At 50.9% G+C, this 14,708-nt stretch carries 29 protein-coding genes; all 29 read right to left on the minus strand.

The window, feature by feature from the left end; translation table 11 throughout:
* Positions 1-15: 15 nt before the first annotated feature.
* The 29 genes from rpsD to tuf all read right to left on the minus strand — a co-directional run bounded on the left by rpsD (position 16) and on the right by tuf (position 14,679).
* On the minus strand, positions 16-636 hold the full coding sequence (gene rpsD / locus EDY99_RS19505; RefSeq protein WP_004929729.1) for a 30S ribosomal protein S4: 621 nt from the start codon (positions 634-636) through the stop codon (positions 16-18).
* A gap of 30 nt (positions 637-666) precedes the next feature.
* Positions 667-1,056: a 30S ribosomal protein S11 gene (gene rpsK / locus EDY99_RS19510; RefSeq protein WP_004929731.1), complete on the minus strand. Its 390-nt coding sequence runs from the start codon at positions 1,054-1,056 to the stop codon at positions 667-669.
* 16 nt (positions 1,057-1,072) lie between these two features.
* Positions 1,073-1,429 (minus strand): 30S ribosomal protein S13, encoded by a 357-nt coding sequence (gene rpsM / locus EDY99_RS19515; protein WP_004929734.1) that lies wholly within the window; start codon positions 1,427-1,429, stop codon positions 1,073-1,075.
* Between the two features lie 148 nt (positions 1,430-1,577).
* Positions 1,578-1,694 (minus strand): 50S ribosomal protein L36, encoded by a 117-nt coding sequence (gene rpmJ / locus EDY99_RS19520; RefSeq protein WP_002227352.1) that lies wholly within the window; start codon positions 1,692-1,694, stop codon positions 1,578-1,580.
* Positions 1,695-1,727: 33 nt separating this feature from the next.
* Entirely contained in the window at positions 1,728-3,059 is a 1,332-nt protein-coding gene (secY, locus tag EDY99_RS19525; protein ID WP_004929740.1) for a preprotein translocase subunit SecY, read from the minus strand.
* A 7-nt stretch (positions 3,060-3,066) separates the two neighbouring features.
* Positions 3,067-3,501 (minus strand): 50S ribosomal protein L15, encoded by a 435-nt coding sequence (gene rplO, locus EDY99_RS19530; RefSeq protein WP_004929742.1) that lies wholly within the window; start codon positions 3,499-3,501, stop codon positions 3,067-3,069.
* 3 nt (positions 3,502-3,504) lie between these two features.
* A complete protein-coding gene (gene rpmD / locus EDY99_RS19535; protein ID WP_048232028.1) occupies positions 3,505-3,684 on the minus strand; it encodes a 50S ribosomal protein L30 in 180 nt (59 codons plus the stop codon).
* A 6-nt stretch (positions 3,685-3,690) separates the two neighbouring features.
* Positions 3,691-4,191: a 30S ribosomal protein S5 gene (rpsE, locus tag EDY99_RS19540; RefSeq protein WP_004929747.1), complete on the minus strand. Its 501-nt coding sequence runs from the start codon at positions 4,189-4,191 to the stop codon at positions 3,691-3,693.
* 14 nt (positions 4,192-4,205) lie between these two features.
* Positions 4,206-4,559, minus strand: coding sequence for a 50S ribosomal protein L18 (gene rplR, locus EDY99_RS19545; RefSeq protein WP_004929748.1), 354 nt, complete (start codon positions 4,557-4,559; stop codon positions 4,206-4,208).
* Between the two features lie 9 nt (positions 4,560-4,568).
* Positions 4,569-5,102, minus strand: coding sequence for a 50S ribosomal protein L6 (gene rplF, locus EDY99_RS19550; protein WP_004929751.1), 534 nt, complete (start codon positions 5,100-5,102; stop codon positions 4,569-4,571).
* Between the two features lie 14 nt (positions 5,103-5,116).
* Positions 5,117-5,509, minus strand: coding sequence for a 30S ribosomal protein S8 (rpsH, locus tag EDY99_RS19555; RefSeq protein ID WP_004929753.1), 393 nt, complete (start codon positions 5,507-5,509; stop codon positions 5,117-5,119).
* 30 nt (positions 5,510-5,539) lie between these two features.
* A complete protein-coding gene (gene rpsN, locus EDY99_RS19560) occupies positions 5,540-5,845 on the minus strand; it encodes a 30S ribosomal protein S14 (protein ID WP_004929754.1) in 306 nt (101 codons plus the stop codon).
* A gap of 13 nt (positions 5,846-5,858) precedes the next feature.
* Complete coding sequence (gene rplE / locus EDY99_RS19565; RefSeq protein ID WP_004929756.1) at positions 5,859-6,398, minus strand: 50S ribosomal protein L5; 540 nt, start codon at positions 6,396-6,398, stop codon at positions 5,859-5,861.
* A 14-nt stretch (positions 6,399-6,412) separates the two neighbouring features.
* A complete protein-coding gene (gene rplX / locus EDY99_RS19570; protein ID WP_004929758.1) occupies positions 6,413-6,727 on the minus strand; it encodes a 50S ribosomal protein L24 in 315 nt (104 codons plus the stop codon).
* A 9-nt stretch (positions 6,728-6,736) separates the two neighbouring features.
* Positions 6,737-7,108, minus strand: coding sequence for a 50S ribosomal protein L14 (gene rplN / locus EDY99_RS19575; RefSeq protein WP_000613954.1), 372 nt, complete (start codon positions 7,106-7,108; stop codon positions 6,737-6,739).
* A 172-nt stretch (positions 7,109-7,280) separates the two neighbouring features.
* Complete coding sequence (rpsQ, locus tag EDY99_RS19580) at positions 7,281-7,535, minus strand: 30S ribosomal protein S17 (RefSeq protein WP_004929760.1); 255 nt, start codon at positions 7,533-7,535, stop codon at positions 7,281-7,283.
* Positions 7,536-7,727 carry a 50S ribosomal protein L29 gene (gene rpmC / locus EDY99_RS19585; protein WP_004929762.1) on the minus strand — a complete coding sequence of 64 codons (192 nt, stop codon included), beginning with the start codon at positions 7,725-7,727 and terminating at the stop codon, positions 7,536-7,538.
* Positions 7,727-8,137 (minus strand): 50S ribosomal protein L16, encoded by a 411-nt coding sequence (gene rplP / locus EDY99_RS19590; protein WP_004929764.1) that lies wholly within the window; start codon positions 8,135-8,137, stop codon positions 7,727-7,729. Before rplP ends, rpmC begins: the two co-directional genes overlap by 1 nt.
* Positions 8,138-8,149: 12 nt before the next feature.
* Positions 8,150-8,848: a 30S ribosomal protein S3 gene (gene rpsC / locus EDY99_RS19595; protein WP_004929766.1), complete on the minus strand. Its 699-nt coding sequence runs from the start codon at positions 8,846-8,848 to the stop codon at positions 8,150-8,152.
* Positions 8,849-8,865: 17 nt separating this feature from the next.
* Entirely contained in the window at positions 8,866-9,198 is a 333-nt protein-coding gene (rplV, locus tag EDY99_RS19600) for a 50S ribosomal protein L22 (RefSeq protein WP_002223844.1), read from the minus strand.
* Between the two features lie 14 nt (positions 9,199-9,212).
* Positions 9,213-9,491: a 30S ribosomal protein S19 gene (gene rpsS, locus EDY99_RS19605; protein ID WP_004929772.1), complete on the minus strand. Its 279-nt coding sequence runs from the start codon at positions 9,489-9,491 to the stop codon at positions 9,213-9,215.
* Between the two features lie 14 nt (positions 9,492-9,505).
* Entirely contained in the window at positions 9,506-10,330 is an 825-nt protein-coding gene (gene rplB / locus EDY99_RS19610) for a 50S ribosomal protein L2 (protein WP_004929775.1), read from the minus strand.
* 18 nt (positions 10,331-10,348) lie between these two features.
* Positions 10,349-10,651 carry a 50S ribosomal protein L23 gene (rplW, locus tag EDY99_RS19615; RefSeq protein ID WP_004929776.1) on the minus strand — a complete coding sequence of 101 codons (303 nt, stop codon included), beginning with the start codon at positions 10,649-10,651 and terminating at the stop codon, positions 10,349-10,351.
* Complete coding sequence (gene rplD, locus EDY99_RS19620) at positions 10,648-11,253, minus strand: 50S ribosomal protein L4 (RefSeq protein WP_004929779.1); 606 nt, start codon at positions 11,251-11,253, stop codon at positions 10,648-10,650. The genes rplW and rplD overlap by 4 nt, the downstream gene beginning before the upstream one ends.
* 10 nt (positions 11,254-11,263) lie before the next feature.
* Positions 11,264-11,893 carry a 50S ribosomal protein L3 gene (gene rplC, locus EDY99_RS19625; RefSeq protein WP_015379265.1) on the minus strand — a complete coding sequence of 210 codons (630 nt, stop codon included), beginning with the start codon at positions 11,891-11,893 and terminating at the stop codon, positions 11,264-11,266.
* Positions 11,894-11,925: 32 nt separating this feature from the next.
* The gene (gene rpsJ, locus EDY99_RS19630; RefSeq protein WP_001181005.1) at positions 11,926-12,237 is read right to left on the minus strand and encodes a 30S ribosomal protein S10; all 312 of its coding nucleotides are present in this window, start codon (positions 12,235-12,237) and stop codon (positions 11,926-11,928) included.
* Positions 12,238-12,615: 378 nt separating this feature from the next.
* Positions 12,616-13,095, minus strand: a complete 480-nt coding sequence (bfr, locus tag EDY99_RS19635) for a bacterioferritin (protein WP_004929784.1) — start codon at positions 13,093-13,095, stop codon at positions 12,616-12,618.
* 73 nt (positions 13,096-13,168) lie between these two features.
* Complete coding sequence (gene bfd, locus EDY99_RS19640) at positions 13,169-13,363, minus strand: bacterioferritin-associated ferredoxin (protein ID WP_015379266.1); 195 nt, start codon at positions 13,361-13,363, stop codon at positions 13,169-13,171.
* Positions 13,364-13,494: 131 nt separating this feature from the next.
* Complete coding sequence (gene tuf, locus EDY99_RS19645; RefSeq protein ID WP_015376315.1) at positions 13,495-14,679, minus strand: elongation factor Tu; 1,185 nt, start codon at positions 14,677-14,679, stop codon at positions 13,495-13,497.
* Between the last annotated feature and the right edge of the window lie 29 nt (positions 14,680-14,708).

A 14,708-nucleotide genomic window follows, 5' to 3' on the forward strand; every position in this document is an offset into this window, starting at 1 on the left:
CTTTGGTACTAAGCTTTACTTGGAGTAAAGCTCGACGATCAGGTGTTCGTTAATGTCCGCAGACAGATCGGTACGTTCAGGCATACGCTTGAACACGCCTTCCATCTTAGCAGCATCAACTTCCAGCCAAGTCGGCTTTTCACGCTGCTCAGCCAGCTCCAGAGAAGCTTTAACACGAGACTGCTTTTTAGCTTTCTCGCGGATGCTGACTACGTCATTCGGAGATACCTGATAAGAAGCGATGTTAACAACGCGACCGTTTACCATAACTGCTTTGTGGCTAACCAGCTGACGTGACTCTGCACGAGTAGCGCCGAAGCCCATACGGTAAACAACGTTGTCCAGACGACCTTCCAGCAGCTGCAACAGGTTTTCACCGGTGTTGCCCTTCAGGCGGGTTGCTTCTTTGTAATAGTTGCGGAATTGACGCTCCAGAATGCCGTACATACGACGAACTTTCTGCTTCTCACGCAACTGAACACCGTAATCAGACAGACGCGGTTTACGCGCACCGTGCTGACCAGGTGCTTGTTCAATTTTACACTTGGAATCGATCGCGCGAACGCCAGACTTAAGGAACAGGTCTGTGCCCTCACGACGGCTCAGCTTGAGCTTAGGACCCAAATATCTTGCCATTTTCTTTCTCCAACAATCCTAAAAGCTGCGTTACACGCGGCGCTTTTTCGGCGGACGACAACCGTTATGAGGGATCGGAGTCACATCAGTAATGTTAGTGATGCGGAAACCAGCCGCGTTCAGAGCGCGGATAGTAGACTCACGACCAGGACCAGGTCCTTTAACCATAACTTCCAGGTTCTTGATACCGTATTCTTTCACTGCGTCAGCACAACGTTCTGCTGCAACCTGTGCTGCGAACGGAGTGGACTTACGAGAACCACGGAAACCGGAACCACCGGCTGTTGCCCAACCCAAAGCATTACCCTGACGATCAGTGATGGTAACGATGGTGTTGTTGAAAGAAGCATGGATATGAGCCACGCCGTCAGAGACTTGCTTTCTTACACGCTTACGTGTACGAACAGGTGCCTTTGCCATTATTCAATAACCCCGATTATTTCTTGATCGGCTTGCGCGGACCCTTACGGGTACGAGCGTTGGTCTTGGTGCGCTGACCGCGTACCGGCAGACCACGACGATGACGCAAACCACGATAGCAACCAAGGTCCATAAGACGCTTGATGCTCAGGGTAATTTCACGACGCAAATCACCCTCAACGGTGTATTTGGCAACTGCATCACGAAGCTTTTCGATTTGCTCTTCAGACAGCTCACTGATCTTAACATTTTCAGCAATACCCGTAGATGCACAGATAGCCTGTGAACGGGTTTTACCGATACCGAAGATCGACGTTAAGGCGATAACGGTATGTTTATGATCAGGAATGTTAATGCCTGCTATACGGGCCACTATGCACTCCTACTATTTTATACAGCAACACCATTCTGAAAAGCCCGTTTTCAGGATACTCAAATAATGTTGCAGTGCGACATACAAAAGATTGGCTGGCTAATCTAGCCAGCTCAACCCAACTTTGCAAGAAAAATATGCGAGATAATCAGCCTTGACGCTGTTTATGCTTCGGCTCGGCGCTGCAAATCACACGAACGACACCGTTACGCTTAACGATTTTGCAGTTACGACATAATTTCTTGACGGAAGCACGAACTTTCATTTTTACTCTCCGTAACTTCTCAAACGAATCTGACTAGCGGTTATAGCCTTTCAGATTTGCTTTCTTCAATGCAGACTCGTACTGACTTGACATCATCAGAGTTTGCACTTGAGCCATAAAGTCCATGATGACGACAACCACGATCAGTAGCGAGGTACCACCAAAGTAGAATGGTACTTTCATTGCATCACGCATGAACTCCGGGATCAGGCAGATGAAAGTAATGTACATCGCGCCCACCAGGGTTAAACGCGTCATTACTTTATCGATATACTTCGCCGTTTGCTCTCCCGGACGAATTCCTGGTACGAAGGCACCGGACTTCTTCAGGTTATCTGCTGTCTCACGCGGGTTGAAAACCAACGCCGTGTAGAAGAAACAGAAGAAGATGATTGCAGACGCATAGAGTAACACATAAAGCGGTTGCCCTGGCTGCAAATACAGCGAAATCGTAGTCAGCCAGTTCCAACCGGTACCGCCCCCAAACCATGATGCAATCGTGGCCGGGAACAGAATAATGCTGGAAGCGAAAATCGCCGGGATAACACCCGCCATGTTCACTTTCAACGGTAAGTGTGTACTCTGTGCTGCATAAACACGACGACCTTGTTGACGCTTCGCATAGTTAACGACGATACGACGTTGACCACGCTCGATGAAAACAACGAAGAAGGTTACTGCAAACACCAATACTGCAACCAACAGCAGCAGGAGGAAGTGCAGGTCGCCTTGCCGCGCTTGCTCGATAGTATGGGCCACTGCCGGCGGGAGCCCCGCTACAATACCCGCGAAGATAATGATCGAGATACCGTTGCCGATACCGCGCTCAGTAATCTGCTCACCCAGCCACATCAGGAACATTGTCCCGGTTACCAGGCTCACAACCGCAGTAAAGTAGAATGCAAAGCCTGGGTTTAACACCAGGCCCTGCATACCAGGCATATTCGGCAGACCGGTAGCAATACCGATCGACTGGAATATGGCCAATACCAGCGTACCGTAGCGGGTGTACTGGCTAATCTTGCGACGGCCAGCCTCCCCTTCTTTCTTGATTTCCGCCAACGCTGGATGAACCACCGTCAGAAGCTGGATAATGATCGACGCCGAGATATACGGCATGATCCCCAGAGCAAAGATAGAAGCACGGCTGAGGGCACCACCAGAGAACATGTTAAACATTTCAATGATAGTGCCTCTCTGCTGCTCAAGCAATTTGGCAAGCACAGTGGCATCGATACCAGGAATCGGAATGAAAGAGCCGATGCGGAAGACAATCAGCGCGCCGATGACAAACAAAAGTCTGCGCTTCAGCTCGCCGAGCCCGCCTTTAGCACTTTGAAAATCTAATCCTGGTTGCTTAGCCATCTGCTACTTATTCCTCAATTTTACCGCCAGCAGCCTCGATAGCAGCACGAGCGCCTTTGGTGACACGCAGACCACGCAGGGTTACCGGACGAGCGACTTCGCCAGAAAGTACAACTTTCGCGAATTCGATCTGGACACCAACTACGTTAGCGGCTTTCAGCGCGTTCAGGTCGATAACATCGCCTTCAACCAGAGCCAGTTCAGACAGACGAACTTCTGCCGTGATCATCGCTTTGCGTGAAGTGAAGCCGAATTTCGGCAGACGACGGTACAGAGGCATCTGACCACCTTCGAAACCACGACGTACGCCACCGCCAGAACGAGACTTCTGACCTTTGTGACCACGGCCGCCGGTTTTACCCAGGCCAGAACCAATACCACGACCTACACGCTTAGGCGCATGCTTGGCACCTTCAGCCGGAGACAGAGTATTTAAACGCATCTGTTACTCCTCAACTTTAACCATGTAGGAAACCAGGTTGACCATACCGCGAACAGCAGGAGTATCCTCGCGCTCTACGGTGTGACCAATACGACGCAGACCCAGACCGAGCAGAGTAGCTTTATGCTTCGGCAGACGGCCAATTGAGCTGCGAGTTTGTGTAACTTTAATAGTCTTAGCCATGGTCAATTACCCCAGAATGTCGGCAACGGATTTACCACGCTTAGCAGCGACCATTTCAGGAGACTTCATATTCGCCAGAGCGTCGATAGTTGCACGAACCACGTTGATCGGGTTGGTGGAACCATAAGCTTTAGCCAATACGTTGTGCACCCCAGCAACTTCGAGAACGGCGCGCATTGCACCGCCCGCGATGATACCGGTACCTTCATGAGCAGGCTGCATGAACACGCGAGAACCCGTGTGAGCGCCCTTAACAGGGTGCTGCAGGGTGCCGCTGTTCAGCGCGACGTTCATCATGTTGCGACGGGCTTTTTCCATCGCTTTCTGGATCGCTGCTGGAACTTCGCGTGCTTTGCCGTAGCCAAAACCAACGCGACCGTTACCATCACCAACTACAGTCAGTGCGGTAAAGCTGAAAATACGGCCACCTTTTACGGTTTTAGATACGCGGTTTACCGCGATCAGCTTTTCCTGCAGTTCGCCAGCTTGTTTTTCGATGTGAGCCATCTTAAACCTCTTCCTTAGAACTGAAGGCCAGCTTCACGGGCAGCATCTGCCAGTGCCTGGACTCGACCATGATATTGGAAACCGGAACGGTCAAAGGATACTTTCGCAATCCCTTTTTCCAACGCGCGCTCAGCCAGAGCTTTACCTACGGCTGCTGCTGCGTCTTTGTTACCGGAATACTTCAGTTGCTCCGCGATAGCTTTTTCTAAAGTAGAAGCGGCTACCAGTACTTCAGAACCGTTTGGAGCAATCACCTGTGCGTAAATGTGACGCGGGGTACGATGTACCACCAGGCGGGTTGCACCCAGCTCTTGGAGCTTGCGGCGTGCGCGGGTCGCACGACGGATACGAGCAGATTTCTTATCCATAGTGTTACCTTACTTCTTCTTAGCCTCTTTGGTACGCACGACTTCGTCGGCGTAACGAACACCCTTGCCTTTGTAAGGCTCAGGACGACGGTAAGCGCGCAGATCTGCTGCTACCTGGCCAATTACCTGCTTATCAGCGCCTTTCAGCACGATTTCAGTTTGGCTTGGGCATTCAGCAGTGATACCTGCCGGCAGCTGGTGATCGATAGGGTGAGAGAAGCCCAGGGCCAAATTCACCACGTTGCCTTTAACGGCAGCACGATAACCAACACCTACCAGTTGAAGCTTCTTGGTGAAGCCTTCGGTAACACCAACAACCATTGCGTTCAGCAGAGCGCGCGTAGTACCCGCTTGGGCCCATGCGTTAGCAAAACCTTCGCGCGGAGCGAAAGTCAGTGCGTTAGCTTCTTGCTTCACTTCAACGGCGTCGTGGATAGTACGAGTCAACTCGCCGTTTTTACCCTTAATCGAAATAACCTGACCGTTGAGTTTTACCTCTACGCCGGCAGGAATGACGACGGGTGCTTTTGCAACACGAGACATTCTTTCCTCCCGAATTAAGCTACGTAGCAGATAATCTCGCCACCCAGACCAGCCTGGCGAGCTGCACGATCGGTCATAACACCTTTAGAGGTAGAAACAACAGCGATACCCAAACCGGCCATAACTTTTGGCAGCTCATCTTTTTTCTTGTAGATGCGCAGACCTGGACGGCTGATACGTTGAATGCTTTCTACCACAGCTTTGCCCTGGAAGTACTTCAGTACCAGTTCCAGAACAGGCTTGGCGTCGCCTTCGATTTTGAAATCTTCAATAAAACCTTCTTCCTTCAGCACGTTGGCAATTGCCACTTTCAGCTTGGAGGAAGGCATGGTGACCGCAACTTTGTTCGCGGCTTGACCGTTACGGATACGGGTCAGCATATCCGCGATCGGATCTTGCATGCTCATCTGTCTTTACTCCCGTGATTCAATTGGTAATTACCAGCTAGCCTTTTTCAAGCCTGGTACTTCACCGCGCATAGCGGCTTCACGAAGCTTAATACGGCTCAACCCGAATTTGCCCACATAACCATGTGGACGGCCAGTTTGGCGGCAGCGTTTACGCTGACGAGACGGGCTGGAATCACGCGGCAGAGTTTGCAGCTTGAGAACGGCATTCCAACGATCTTCATCGGATGCGTTCACATCAGAGATAATAGCTTTCAGTTCAGCGCGTTTTGCAAAGAACTTGTCAGCTAATTTCACGCGCTTGACTTCGCGTGCTTTCATTGATTGCTTAGCCATCAGTAACCCTGCCTTACTTGCGGAACGGGAAGTTAAAAGCAGCCAGCAGCGCGCGGCCTTCATCATCAGATTTCGCAGTAGTGGTAATGGTAATATCCAAACCACGAACGCGATCGACTTTGTCGTAGTCGATTTCTGGGAAGATGATTTGCTCACGCACGCCCATGCTGTAGTTGCCACGGCCATCGAATGACTTGGCGGACAGGCCACGGAAGTCACGGATACGTGGAACAGCAATGGAGATCAGACGCTCAAAGAACTCCCACATGCGTTCGCCACGCAGAGTTACTTTACAGCCGATCGGATAGCCCTGACGGATTTTGAAGCCTGCAACAGATTTGCGGGCTTTGGTGATCAACGGTTTTTGACCGGAGATGGCTGCCAGGTCCGCTGCGGCGTTATCCAGCAGTTTCTTGTCAGCAATCGCTTCACCAACACCCATGTTCAGGGTGATCTTCTCGACCCGAGGGACTTGCATGACAGAGTTGTAATCAAACTGAGACATCAGTTGTTTGACTACCTCGTCTTTGTAGTAATCATGCAGTTTCGCCATCGTATTACTCCAAATTACTTGATAGTTTCGCTGTTAGACTTGAAGAAACGGACTTTTTTGCCGTCTTCGAATCTAAAGCCTACACGGTCAGCCTTGCCGGTAGCCGCGTTGAAGATAGCAATGTTAGAAACCTGAATTGCAGCTTCTTTCTCAACAATGCCGCCTGGTTGGTTCAGAGCCGGAACCGGCTTCTGGTGTTTCTTAACCAGGTTGATGCCTTCAACAATGACCTTGCCAGCAGACAGGACATTTTTTACTTTACCGCGCTTACCTTTGTCTTTCCCGGTAATCACGATAACTTCGTCATCACGACGGATCTTCGCTGCCATGTTCGCTCCTTAGAGTACTTCTGGTGCCAGAGAGATAATTTTCATGAACTTCTCATTACGCAGTTCACGAGTTACCGGCCCAAAAATACGCGTACCGATTGGCTGCTCGCTGTTATTGTTCAAAATAACGCATGCATTGCCATCGAAGCGAATGACAGAACCGTCCGGGCGACGTACACCCTTCTTGGTGCGCACCACTACCGCCTTCAGAACATCGCCTTTCTTCACCTTACCGCGAGGAATTGCTTCCTTGATGGTAATTTTGATGATGTCGCCGACGCCTGCGTAGCGACGGTGCGAGCCACCTAGAACCTTGATACACATTACGCGACGTGCACCGGAGTTGTCGGCGACGTTCAGCATAGTCTGTTCTTGGATCATTTTAGTGCTCCGCTAATGTCAACTACTACTTTAAAGACCCAAGTAAAAATTAGGCCGTTGAAAAGCCCCATAACCGAGGGCGCAGCATTATAACACCGCTTACTTGGTATGGGTAGAAAAAATAAACGGCTCATTTTCTGAGCCGTTTATTAAGTGAGAGCCAGCTACTCTATTACAGAATCGCTTTCTCTACAACGCGAACCAACGTCCAGGACTTGGTCTTGGACAGTGGGCGGCATTCGCGGATTTCCACCACGTCGCCGGTACCACATTCGTTGTTCTCGTCATGTACATGCAGCTTGGTCGTACGTTTGATGAATTTCCCGTAGATCGGGTGCTTCACAGTACGCTCGATAGCAACAACGATGGATTTCTCCATTTTATCGCTAACAACACGACCCTGCAGGGTACGGATAACTTCAGTCATTTACACACCCGCCTTTTGAGTCAGTAAAGTCTTAACGCGTGCGACGTCACGACGCACTTGTTTCAACAGGTGAGTTTGTTGCAGCTGGCCACTGGCCGCCTGCATGCGCAAGTTGAATTGCTCACGCAGCAGGTTGAGCAGCTCGGCATTCAGCTCTTCAACGCTTTTTTCACGCAGCTCTTGTGCTTTCATTACATCACCGTCTTAGTTACAAAGGTGGTTTTGATCGGCAGTTTCGCTGCTGCCAGTTTGAATGCCTCGCGGGCAACCTCTTCTGGCACGCCGTCCATTTCGTACAGGACCTTACCAGGCTGGATCAGGGCAACCCAATACTCCACGTTACCCTTACCTTTACCCATACGCACTTCCAGCGGCTTCTCGGTGATCGGTTTGTCCGGGAATACACGGATCCAGATCTTGCCTTGACGCTTAACTGCACGAGTCATTGCACGACGAGCTGCTTCGATTTGACGAGCAGTCAGACGGCCACGGCCAACAGCTTTCAGACCGAAAGTGCCGAAGCTAACATCCGTACCTTGCGCCAGACCACGGTTGCGGCCCTTGTGCACCTTACGGAATTTTGTACGCTTTGGTTGTAACATCAGCGACTCTCCTTACTTGCGGCCTTTACGCTGCTGCTTTTTAGGTTGAGCAGCCGGTTCCGGTTGTTCAACTGCAGCCATACCACCCAGGATCTCACCTTTGAAGATCCATACCTTAACGCCGATTACACCATAAGTGGTGTGCGCTTCAGATGTGTTGTAGTCGATGTCCGCACGCAGAGTGTGCAATGGAACACGACCTTCGCGGTACCATTCGGTACGTGCGATTTCGGCGCCGCCAAGACGGCCGCTTACTTCAACTTTGATACCTTTAGCGCCAAGACGCATTGCGTTCTGTACTGCACGCTTCATAGCACGACGGAACATAACGCGACGTTCCAGCTGAGAAGTGATGCTGTCAGCAACCAATTTAGCGTCGAGTTCCGGTTTACGGACTTCGGCGATGTTGATCTGTGCAGGAACGCCAGCGATGTCCGCTACGACCTTGCGCAGTTTTTCGACGTCTTCACCTTTCTTGCCGATAACGATGCCTGGGCGAGCAGTGTGAATGGTCACACGGATGCTCTTCGCAGGACGCTCGATAACGATGCGAGAAACGGAAGCTTTCGACAGTTCCTTAGTCAGGAATTGACGAACTTTAAAGTCGCTGTCCAGGTTGTCAGCGAATTCTTTGGTATTCGCATACCAAGTAGAGTTCCAAGGTTTGACAATACCCAGGCGAATACCATTAGGATGTACTTTCTGACCCATTGCTAGTCTCCAGAGTCTCAGCGATCGGACACAACCACAGTAATGTGGCTGGTGCGCTTCAGGATGCGATCTGCACGACCTTTTGCACGCGGCATAATGCGCTTCATGCTTGGGCCTTCGTCTACGAAGATTTTCGTAACTTTCAGATCATCGATGTCAGCGCCATCGTTGTGTTCTGCGTTAGCAATGGCAGACTCCAGCACTTTCTTAACCAGACCAGCAGCTTTCTTGTTGGTGTAGGTCAGAGTTTCCAGAGCTTGCGACACTTTCTTACCGCGAATCAGGTCAGCAACAAGGCGAACCTTCTGAGCAGAAGAACGAGCGTGGCGATGTTTAGCGATAGTTTCCATCTCTTCCTCCTACCTTAGCGCTTTTTAGCTTTTTTATCAGCCGCATGGCCGCGATAAGTACGAGTCGGCGCGAATTCACCCAGTTTGTGACCGACCATTTCATCGGAAACGAACACTGGTACGTGCTGACGACCATTATGGACAGCGATGGTCAAACCGATCATGTTAGGAAAGATCGTTGAACGACGGGACCAAGTGCGCAAAGGCTTCTTGTCACCGCTTTCCACCGCTTTCTCTACCTTCTTCAGCAAGTGCAGGTCAATAAAAGGACCTTTCTTGAGAGAACGTGGCATGGCTTATCCTCTAATTATTTTTTGCTACGGCGACGTACGATGAACTTATCAGTACGCTTGTTGCTACGGGTCTTCTTACCTTTGGTCTGAACGCCCCACGGAGTTACCGGGTGCTTACCAAAGTTACGACCTTCACCACCACCGTGCGGGTGATCTACCGGGTTCATCGCCGTACCGCGAACGGTAGGACGAACACCACGCCAACGTGCAGCACCTGCTTTACCCAGAACGCGAAGCATGTGTTCAGCGTTACCGACTTCACCCAGGGTGGCGCGGCAATCAGCTGGAACTTTACGCATTTCGCCGGAGCGCAGACGCAGAGTTACGTAGGAACCATCACGAGCAACGATCTGAACGTAGGCGCCAGCGGAGCGAGCCATCTGGCCGCCTTTACCTGGTTTCATTTCTACGTTGTGAACCGTTGAACCAACTGGAATGTTGCGCATCGGCAGGGTGTTACCCGCTTTGATTGCAGCATCAACGCCAGATTGAATCTGGTCACCAGCTTTCAGGCCTTTCGGCGCCAGGATGTAACGGCGTTCGCCGTCTTTGTACAGAACCAGCGCGATGTTCGCGGAACGGTTCGGATCGTACTCCAGACGCTCAACCACAGCAGGGATACCGTCTTTGTTGCGCTTGAAGTCAACCAGACGATAATGTTGCTTGTGGCCACCACCGATATGACGGGTGGTGATACGGCCATTGTTGTTACGACCACCGCTTTTGCTCAGTTTTTCCAGCAGCGGGGCATAAGGTTTACCCTTGTGCAGCTCAGGGTTAACCACTTTAACAACGTGGCGACGACCCGGAGATGTAGGTTTACATTTAACAATTGCCATTGTTCTTACTCCTCCGACTTACTCTGCGCCGCCGATGAAGTCCAGATTCTGGCCTTCTTTCAGGGTGACGTAAGCTTTTTTCCAGTCGCTACGACGACCAACACGCTGACCGTGACGCTTCACTTTCCCTTTAACTACCAGGGTGTTCACGTCTTTGACTTCGACTTCAAACAGTTTCTGCACTGCAGCTTTGATTTCTGCTTTGGTCGCGTCTTTGGCAACTTTGAGAACGATGGTGTTGCTTTTTTCCATCGCAGCGGATGCTTTTTCAGATACGTGCGGTGCACGCAGCACTTTCAGCAAACGTTCTTCACGGATCATGCCAGCATCTCCTCAACTTGCTTCACAGCATCAGCAGTCATAACCACTTTGTCGAAGGCGATCAGGCTAACCGGATCGATACCTGCTACATCGCGCACGTCAACCTTGTACAGGTTGCGAGCTGCCAGGAACAGATTCTCATCCAGTTCACCGGTCACGATCAGCACGTCTTCCAGAGCCATATCTTTCAGTTTCTGTGCCAGCAGCTTAGTTTTAGGCGCTTCTACAGAGAACTTCTCGACAACGATCAGACGATCTTGACGTACCAGTTCGGACAGGATGCTTTTCAGCGCGCCGCGGTACATCTTTTTGTTTACTTTCTGACTGTGGTCCTGTGGCTTAGCAGCAAAGGTCACGCCGCCTGAACGCCAGATCGGGCTCTTTACAGAACCTGAACGCGCACGGCCGGTGCCTTTCTGACGCCATGGCTTTTTGCCGGAACCAGTTACTTCAGCACGGGTCTTCTGAGCACGAGTACCTTGACGGGCACCTGCTGCATAAGCAACAACAACCTGGTGTACCAGCGCTTCGTTGAAATCACGACCGAAGGTAGTTTCGGAAACAGTCAGCGCGCTTTGCGCGTCTTTCAATACTAATTCCATTGCTATCCCCTTACGCCTTCACAGCTGGTTTAACGATCAGGTTGCCACCGGTTGCGCCCGGTACAGCACCCTTAACCAGCAGCAGGTTGCGCTCAGCGTCAACACGTACTACGTCCAGGCTTTGAACGGTTACGCGCTCATCACCCAGGTGGCCAGCCATTTTCTTGCCTTTGAACACTTTGCCCGGAGTCTGGTTCTGACCGATAGAACCCGGAACGCGGTGAGACAAGGAGTTACCGTGGGTAGCGTCTTGGGTACGGAAGTTCCAGCGCTTAACAGTGCCAGCAAAACCTTTACCTTTAGAAGTACCGGTAACATCGACTTTTTTAACGTCAGCGAAGATTTCTACGCTAATTTCCTGACCTGCAGCGAATTCTTGACCTTCTTCCAGGCGGAATTCCCACAGACCACGGCCAGCTTCAACGCCAGCTTTAGCGAAATGGCCCGCTTCCGGCTTGGTTACACGGTTAGCTTTTTTGCTACCAGTGGTAACCTGAACGGCACGGTAACCGTCGGTGTCCAGGCTTTTAACCTGAGTCACGCGGTTCGCTTCAATTTCAATTACGGTTACTGGGATAGAAACGCCATCTTCAGTGAAGATACGGGTCATACCCACTTTTTTACCGACTAAACCAATCATTGTTTCAACCTCTCAATCGCTCAATGACCTGATTAACCCAGGCTGATCTGCACGTCTACACCGGCAGCCAGATCCAGACGCATCAGAGCATCAACGGTTTTCTCGGTTGGCTCAACGATGTCAACCAGACGCTTGTGAGTGCGAATCTCGTACTGATCGCGCGCGTCTTTGTTGACGTGCGGAGAGATCAGAACGGTAAAGCGCTCTTTGCGAGTTGGCAGCGGGATCGGACCACGGACTTGCGCACCAGTGCGCTTTGCAGTCTCGACGATTTCCGCGGTTGATTGATCGATCAGACGATGATCAAACGCTTTCAGGCGGATACGGATTCTTTGGTTCTGCATGAGACCAGAGCTCCAATTATTTATAAACGTAAATAATTACTCCTCACACCCATTTCGATTGATGGGGGAGTGTAATCGTCAACATATAACCCCCATATCGGGAGTATTGTTCGAAAGGCAAAAAAGGCCTGCCAATCGACTGATTCGCTAAAATCAGGCTTACCAAGATTAGGTAAGCCCGCGCATTATACGCAAAATGGCCCAGGAAGCAAGCCGCAGTTGGAAATATGCTCAGGAAATCGTCATTTTTGCGTCTTCAGCGACGATCACGGGATGAAGGTGGCGATCAAGGTATGAATTATGCTTAGCGGGCAGCTCCCCTGCCCCACCGTAAAAACGGTCGCCGGCAGGAGAGGCGATGACGAACGGAAGGCAGGCTTACTCTTTGCGCTCTAAAATCTGGGCCTGGGCATAGTTTTGAATGCCGAGGCGAGCGATCAGATCCAGCTCGGTTTCCAGCCAGTCGATATGCTCTTCTTCATCGGCCAGAATGTCGATCATCAAATCACGGCTGACATAATCGTGAATCGAGTCGGCGTAGGCGATACCTTCGCGCAGGTTCTTGGCGCCCGCCAGCTCCAGCGCCAGATCGGAACGCAGCATCTCTTCAATGTCTTCGCCGATGTTCAGCTTGCCGAGGTCCTGCAGATTAGGTATTCCTTCCAGGAACAGGATGCGTTCAATGTAGCGATCGGCATGTTTCATTTCGTCGATCGACTCGTGGTATTCCTTATCGTTGAGGCGCATTAAACCCCAATTCTTGAACATGCGGGCGTGCAGGAAATATTGATTGATGGCAACCAGCTCGTTGCCGAGCAGCTTGTTGAGGTGAGCAATGATCTTTTTATCGCCTTTCATAGGTAACTCCTCCTGGCCAGTTCTAAAAGTGTAGAACCTGTAAGCCAAGAGTCAAAAATAACCTTACCCTTTGTTAGGCAACTTCATGCATTGGGATGATAGTTCCGCGTTCCTCCACCATAATCTGTCTTGCCTGACGAATGCACTTTCCACAATCGGTACCAATCGGCACAAGTTCACGCAGCTGCTTCATGGTATGGGGGTTGTGCTGACGCACCGCATTACGGATCGCTTTGTCAGTCACCGCATTACACAGACATACATACATAGAGAGACTCACTTCTTAACCAATGCATTGAGTCTAAATAGGAATGGTTTTTATTTCAATTAAGATTTATACGAATTGCATAAAAAAAGGGCACCGAAGTGCCCTTTTTTGTGTCGAAAAATTATTCGCGATTAAGCGATAACTTTAGCAACAACACCAGCGCCTACAGTACGGCCGCCTTCACGGATTGCGAAACGCAGACCGTCGTCCATCGCGATTGGGTGAATCAGGGTTACAACCATGTTCACGTTGTCGCCTGGCATTACCATCTCTACGCCTTCTGGCAGTTCGATGGTACCGGTCACGTCAGTAGTACGGAAGTAGAACTGTGGACGGTAGCCTTTGAAGAATGGCGTGTGACGACCACCTTCATCTTTGCTCAGGATGTACACTTCAGATTCGAACTGGGTGTGCGGCTTGATGGAGCCTGGCTTAGCCAGTACCTGACCACGTTCGATTTCTTCACGTTTGATACCACGCAGCAGAACACCTACGTTCTCACCAGCACGGCCTTCGTCCAGCAGTTTGCGGAACATTTCAACGCCAGTACAGGTAGACTTAACGGTGTCTTTGATACCAACGATTTCAACTTCTTCGCCAACTTTGATGATACCGCGCTCAACACGACCGGTAACAACGGTACCACGACCGGAGATGGAGAATACGTCTTCGATTGGCAGCAGGAACGGCTTGTCGATAGCACGCTCTGGCTCTGGGATGTAGCTGTCCAGGGCTTCGGCCAGTTCGATGATTTTCGCTTCCCACTCAGCTTCGCCTTCCAGCGCTTTCAGCGCGGAACCGCGGATTACTGGCAGGTCGTCGCCTGGGAAGTCGTAAGCGGACAGCAGTTCGCGAACTTCCATTTCTACCAGTTCCAGCAGCTCTTCATCATCAACCATGTCGCATTTGTTCATGAATACGATGATGAAAGGAACGCCAACCTGACGACCCAGCAGGATGTGCTCACGAGTCTGAGGCATTGGGCCGTCAGTCGCAGCTACTACCAGGATCGCGCCGTCCATCTGAGCAGCACCGGTGATCATGTTTTTCACGTAGTCGGCGTGCCCTGGGCAGTCAACGTGCGCGTAGTGACGAGTCGGGGTGTCATACTCAACGTGGGAGGTGTTGATGGTGATACCACGAGCTTTTTCTTCTGGCGCGTTATCGATCTGGTCGAAAGCACGTGCAGAACCGCCGTAGGTTTTAGCCAGAACGGTGGTGATCGCTGCAGTCAGGGTAGTTTTACCGTGGTCAACGTGGCCGATAGTACCAACGTTAACGTGCGGTTTTGTACGTTCAAATTTTTCTTTAGACACGGCTATATTCCTTACTATAGCGCTCTCCC

Origin of the sequence: Serratia sp. LS-1, assembly GCF_003719595.1 — a bacterium.
GTDB lineage: Bacteria > Pseudomonadota > Gammaproteobacteria > Enterobacterales > Enterobacteriaceae > Serratia > Serratia ureilytica.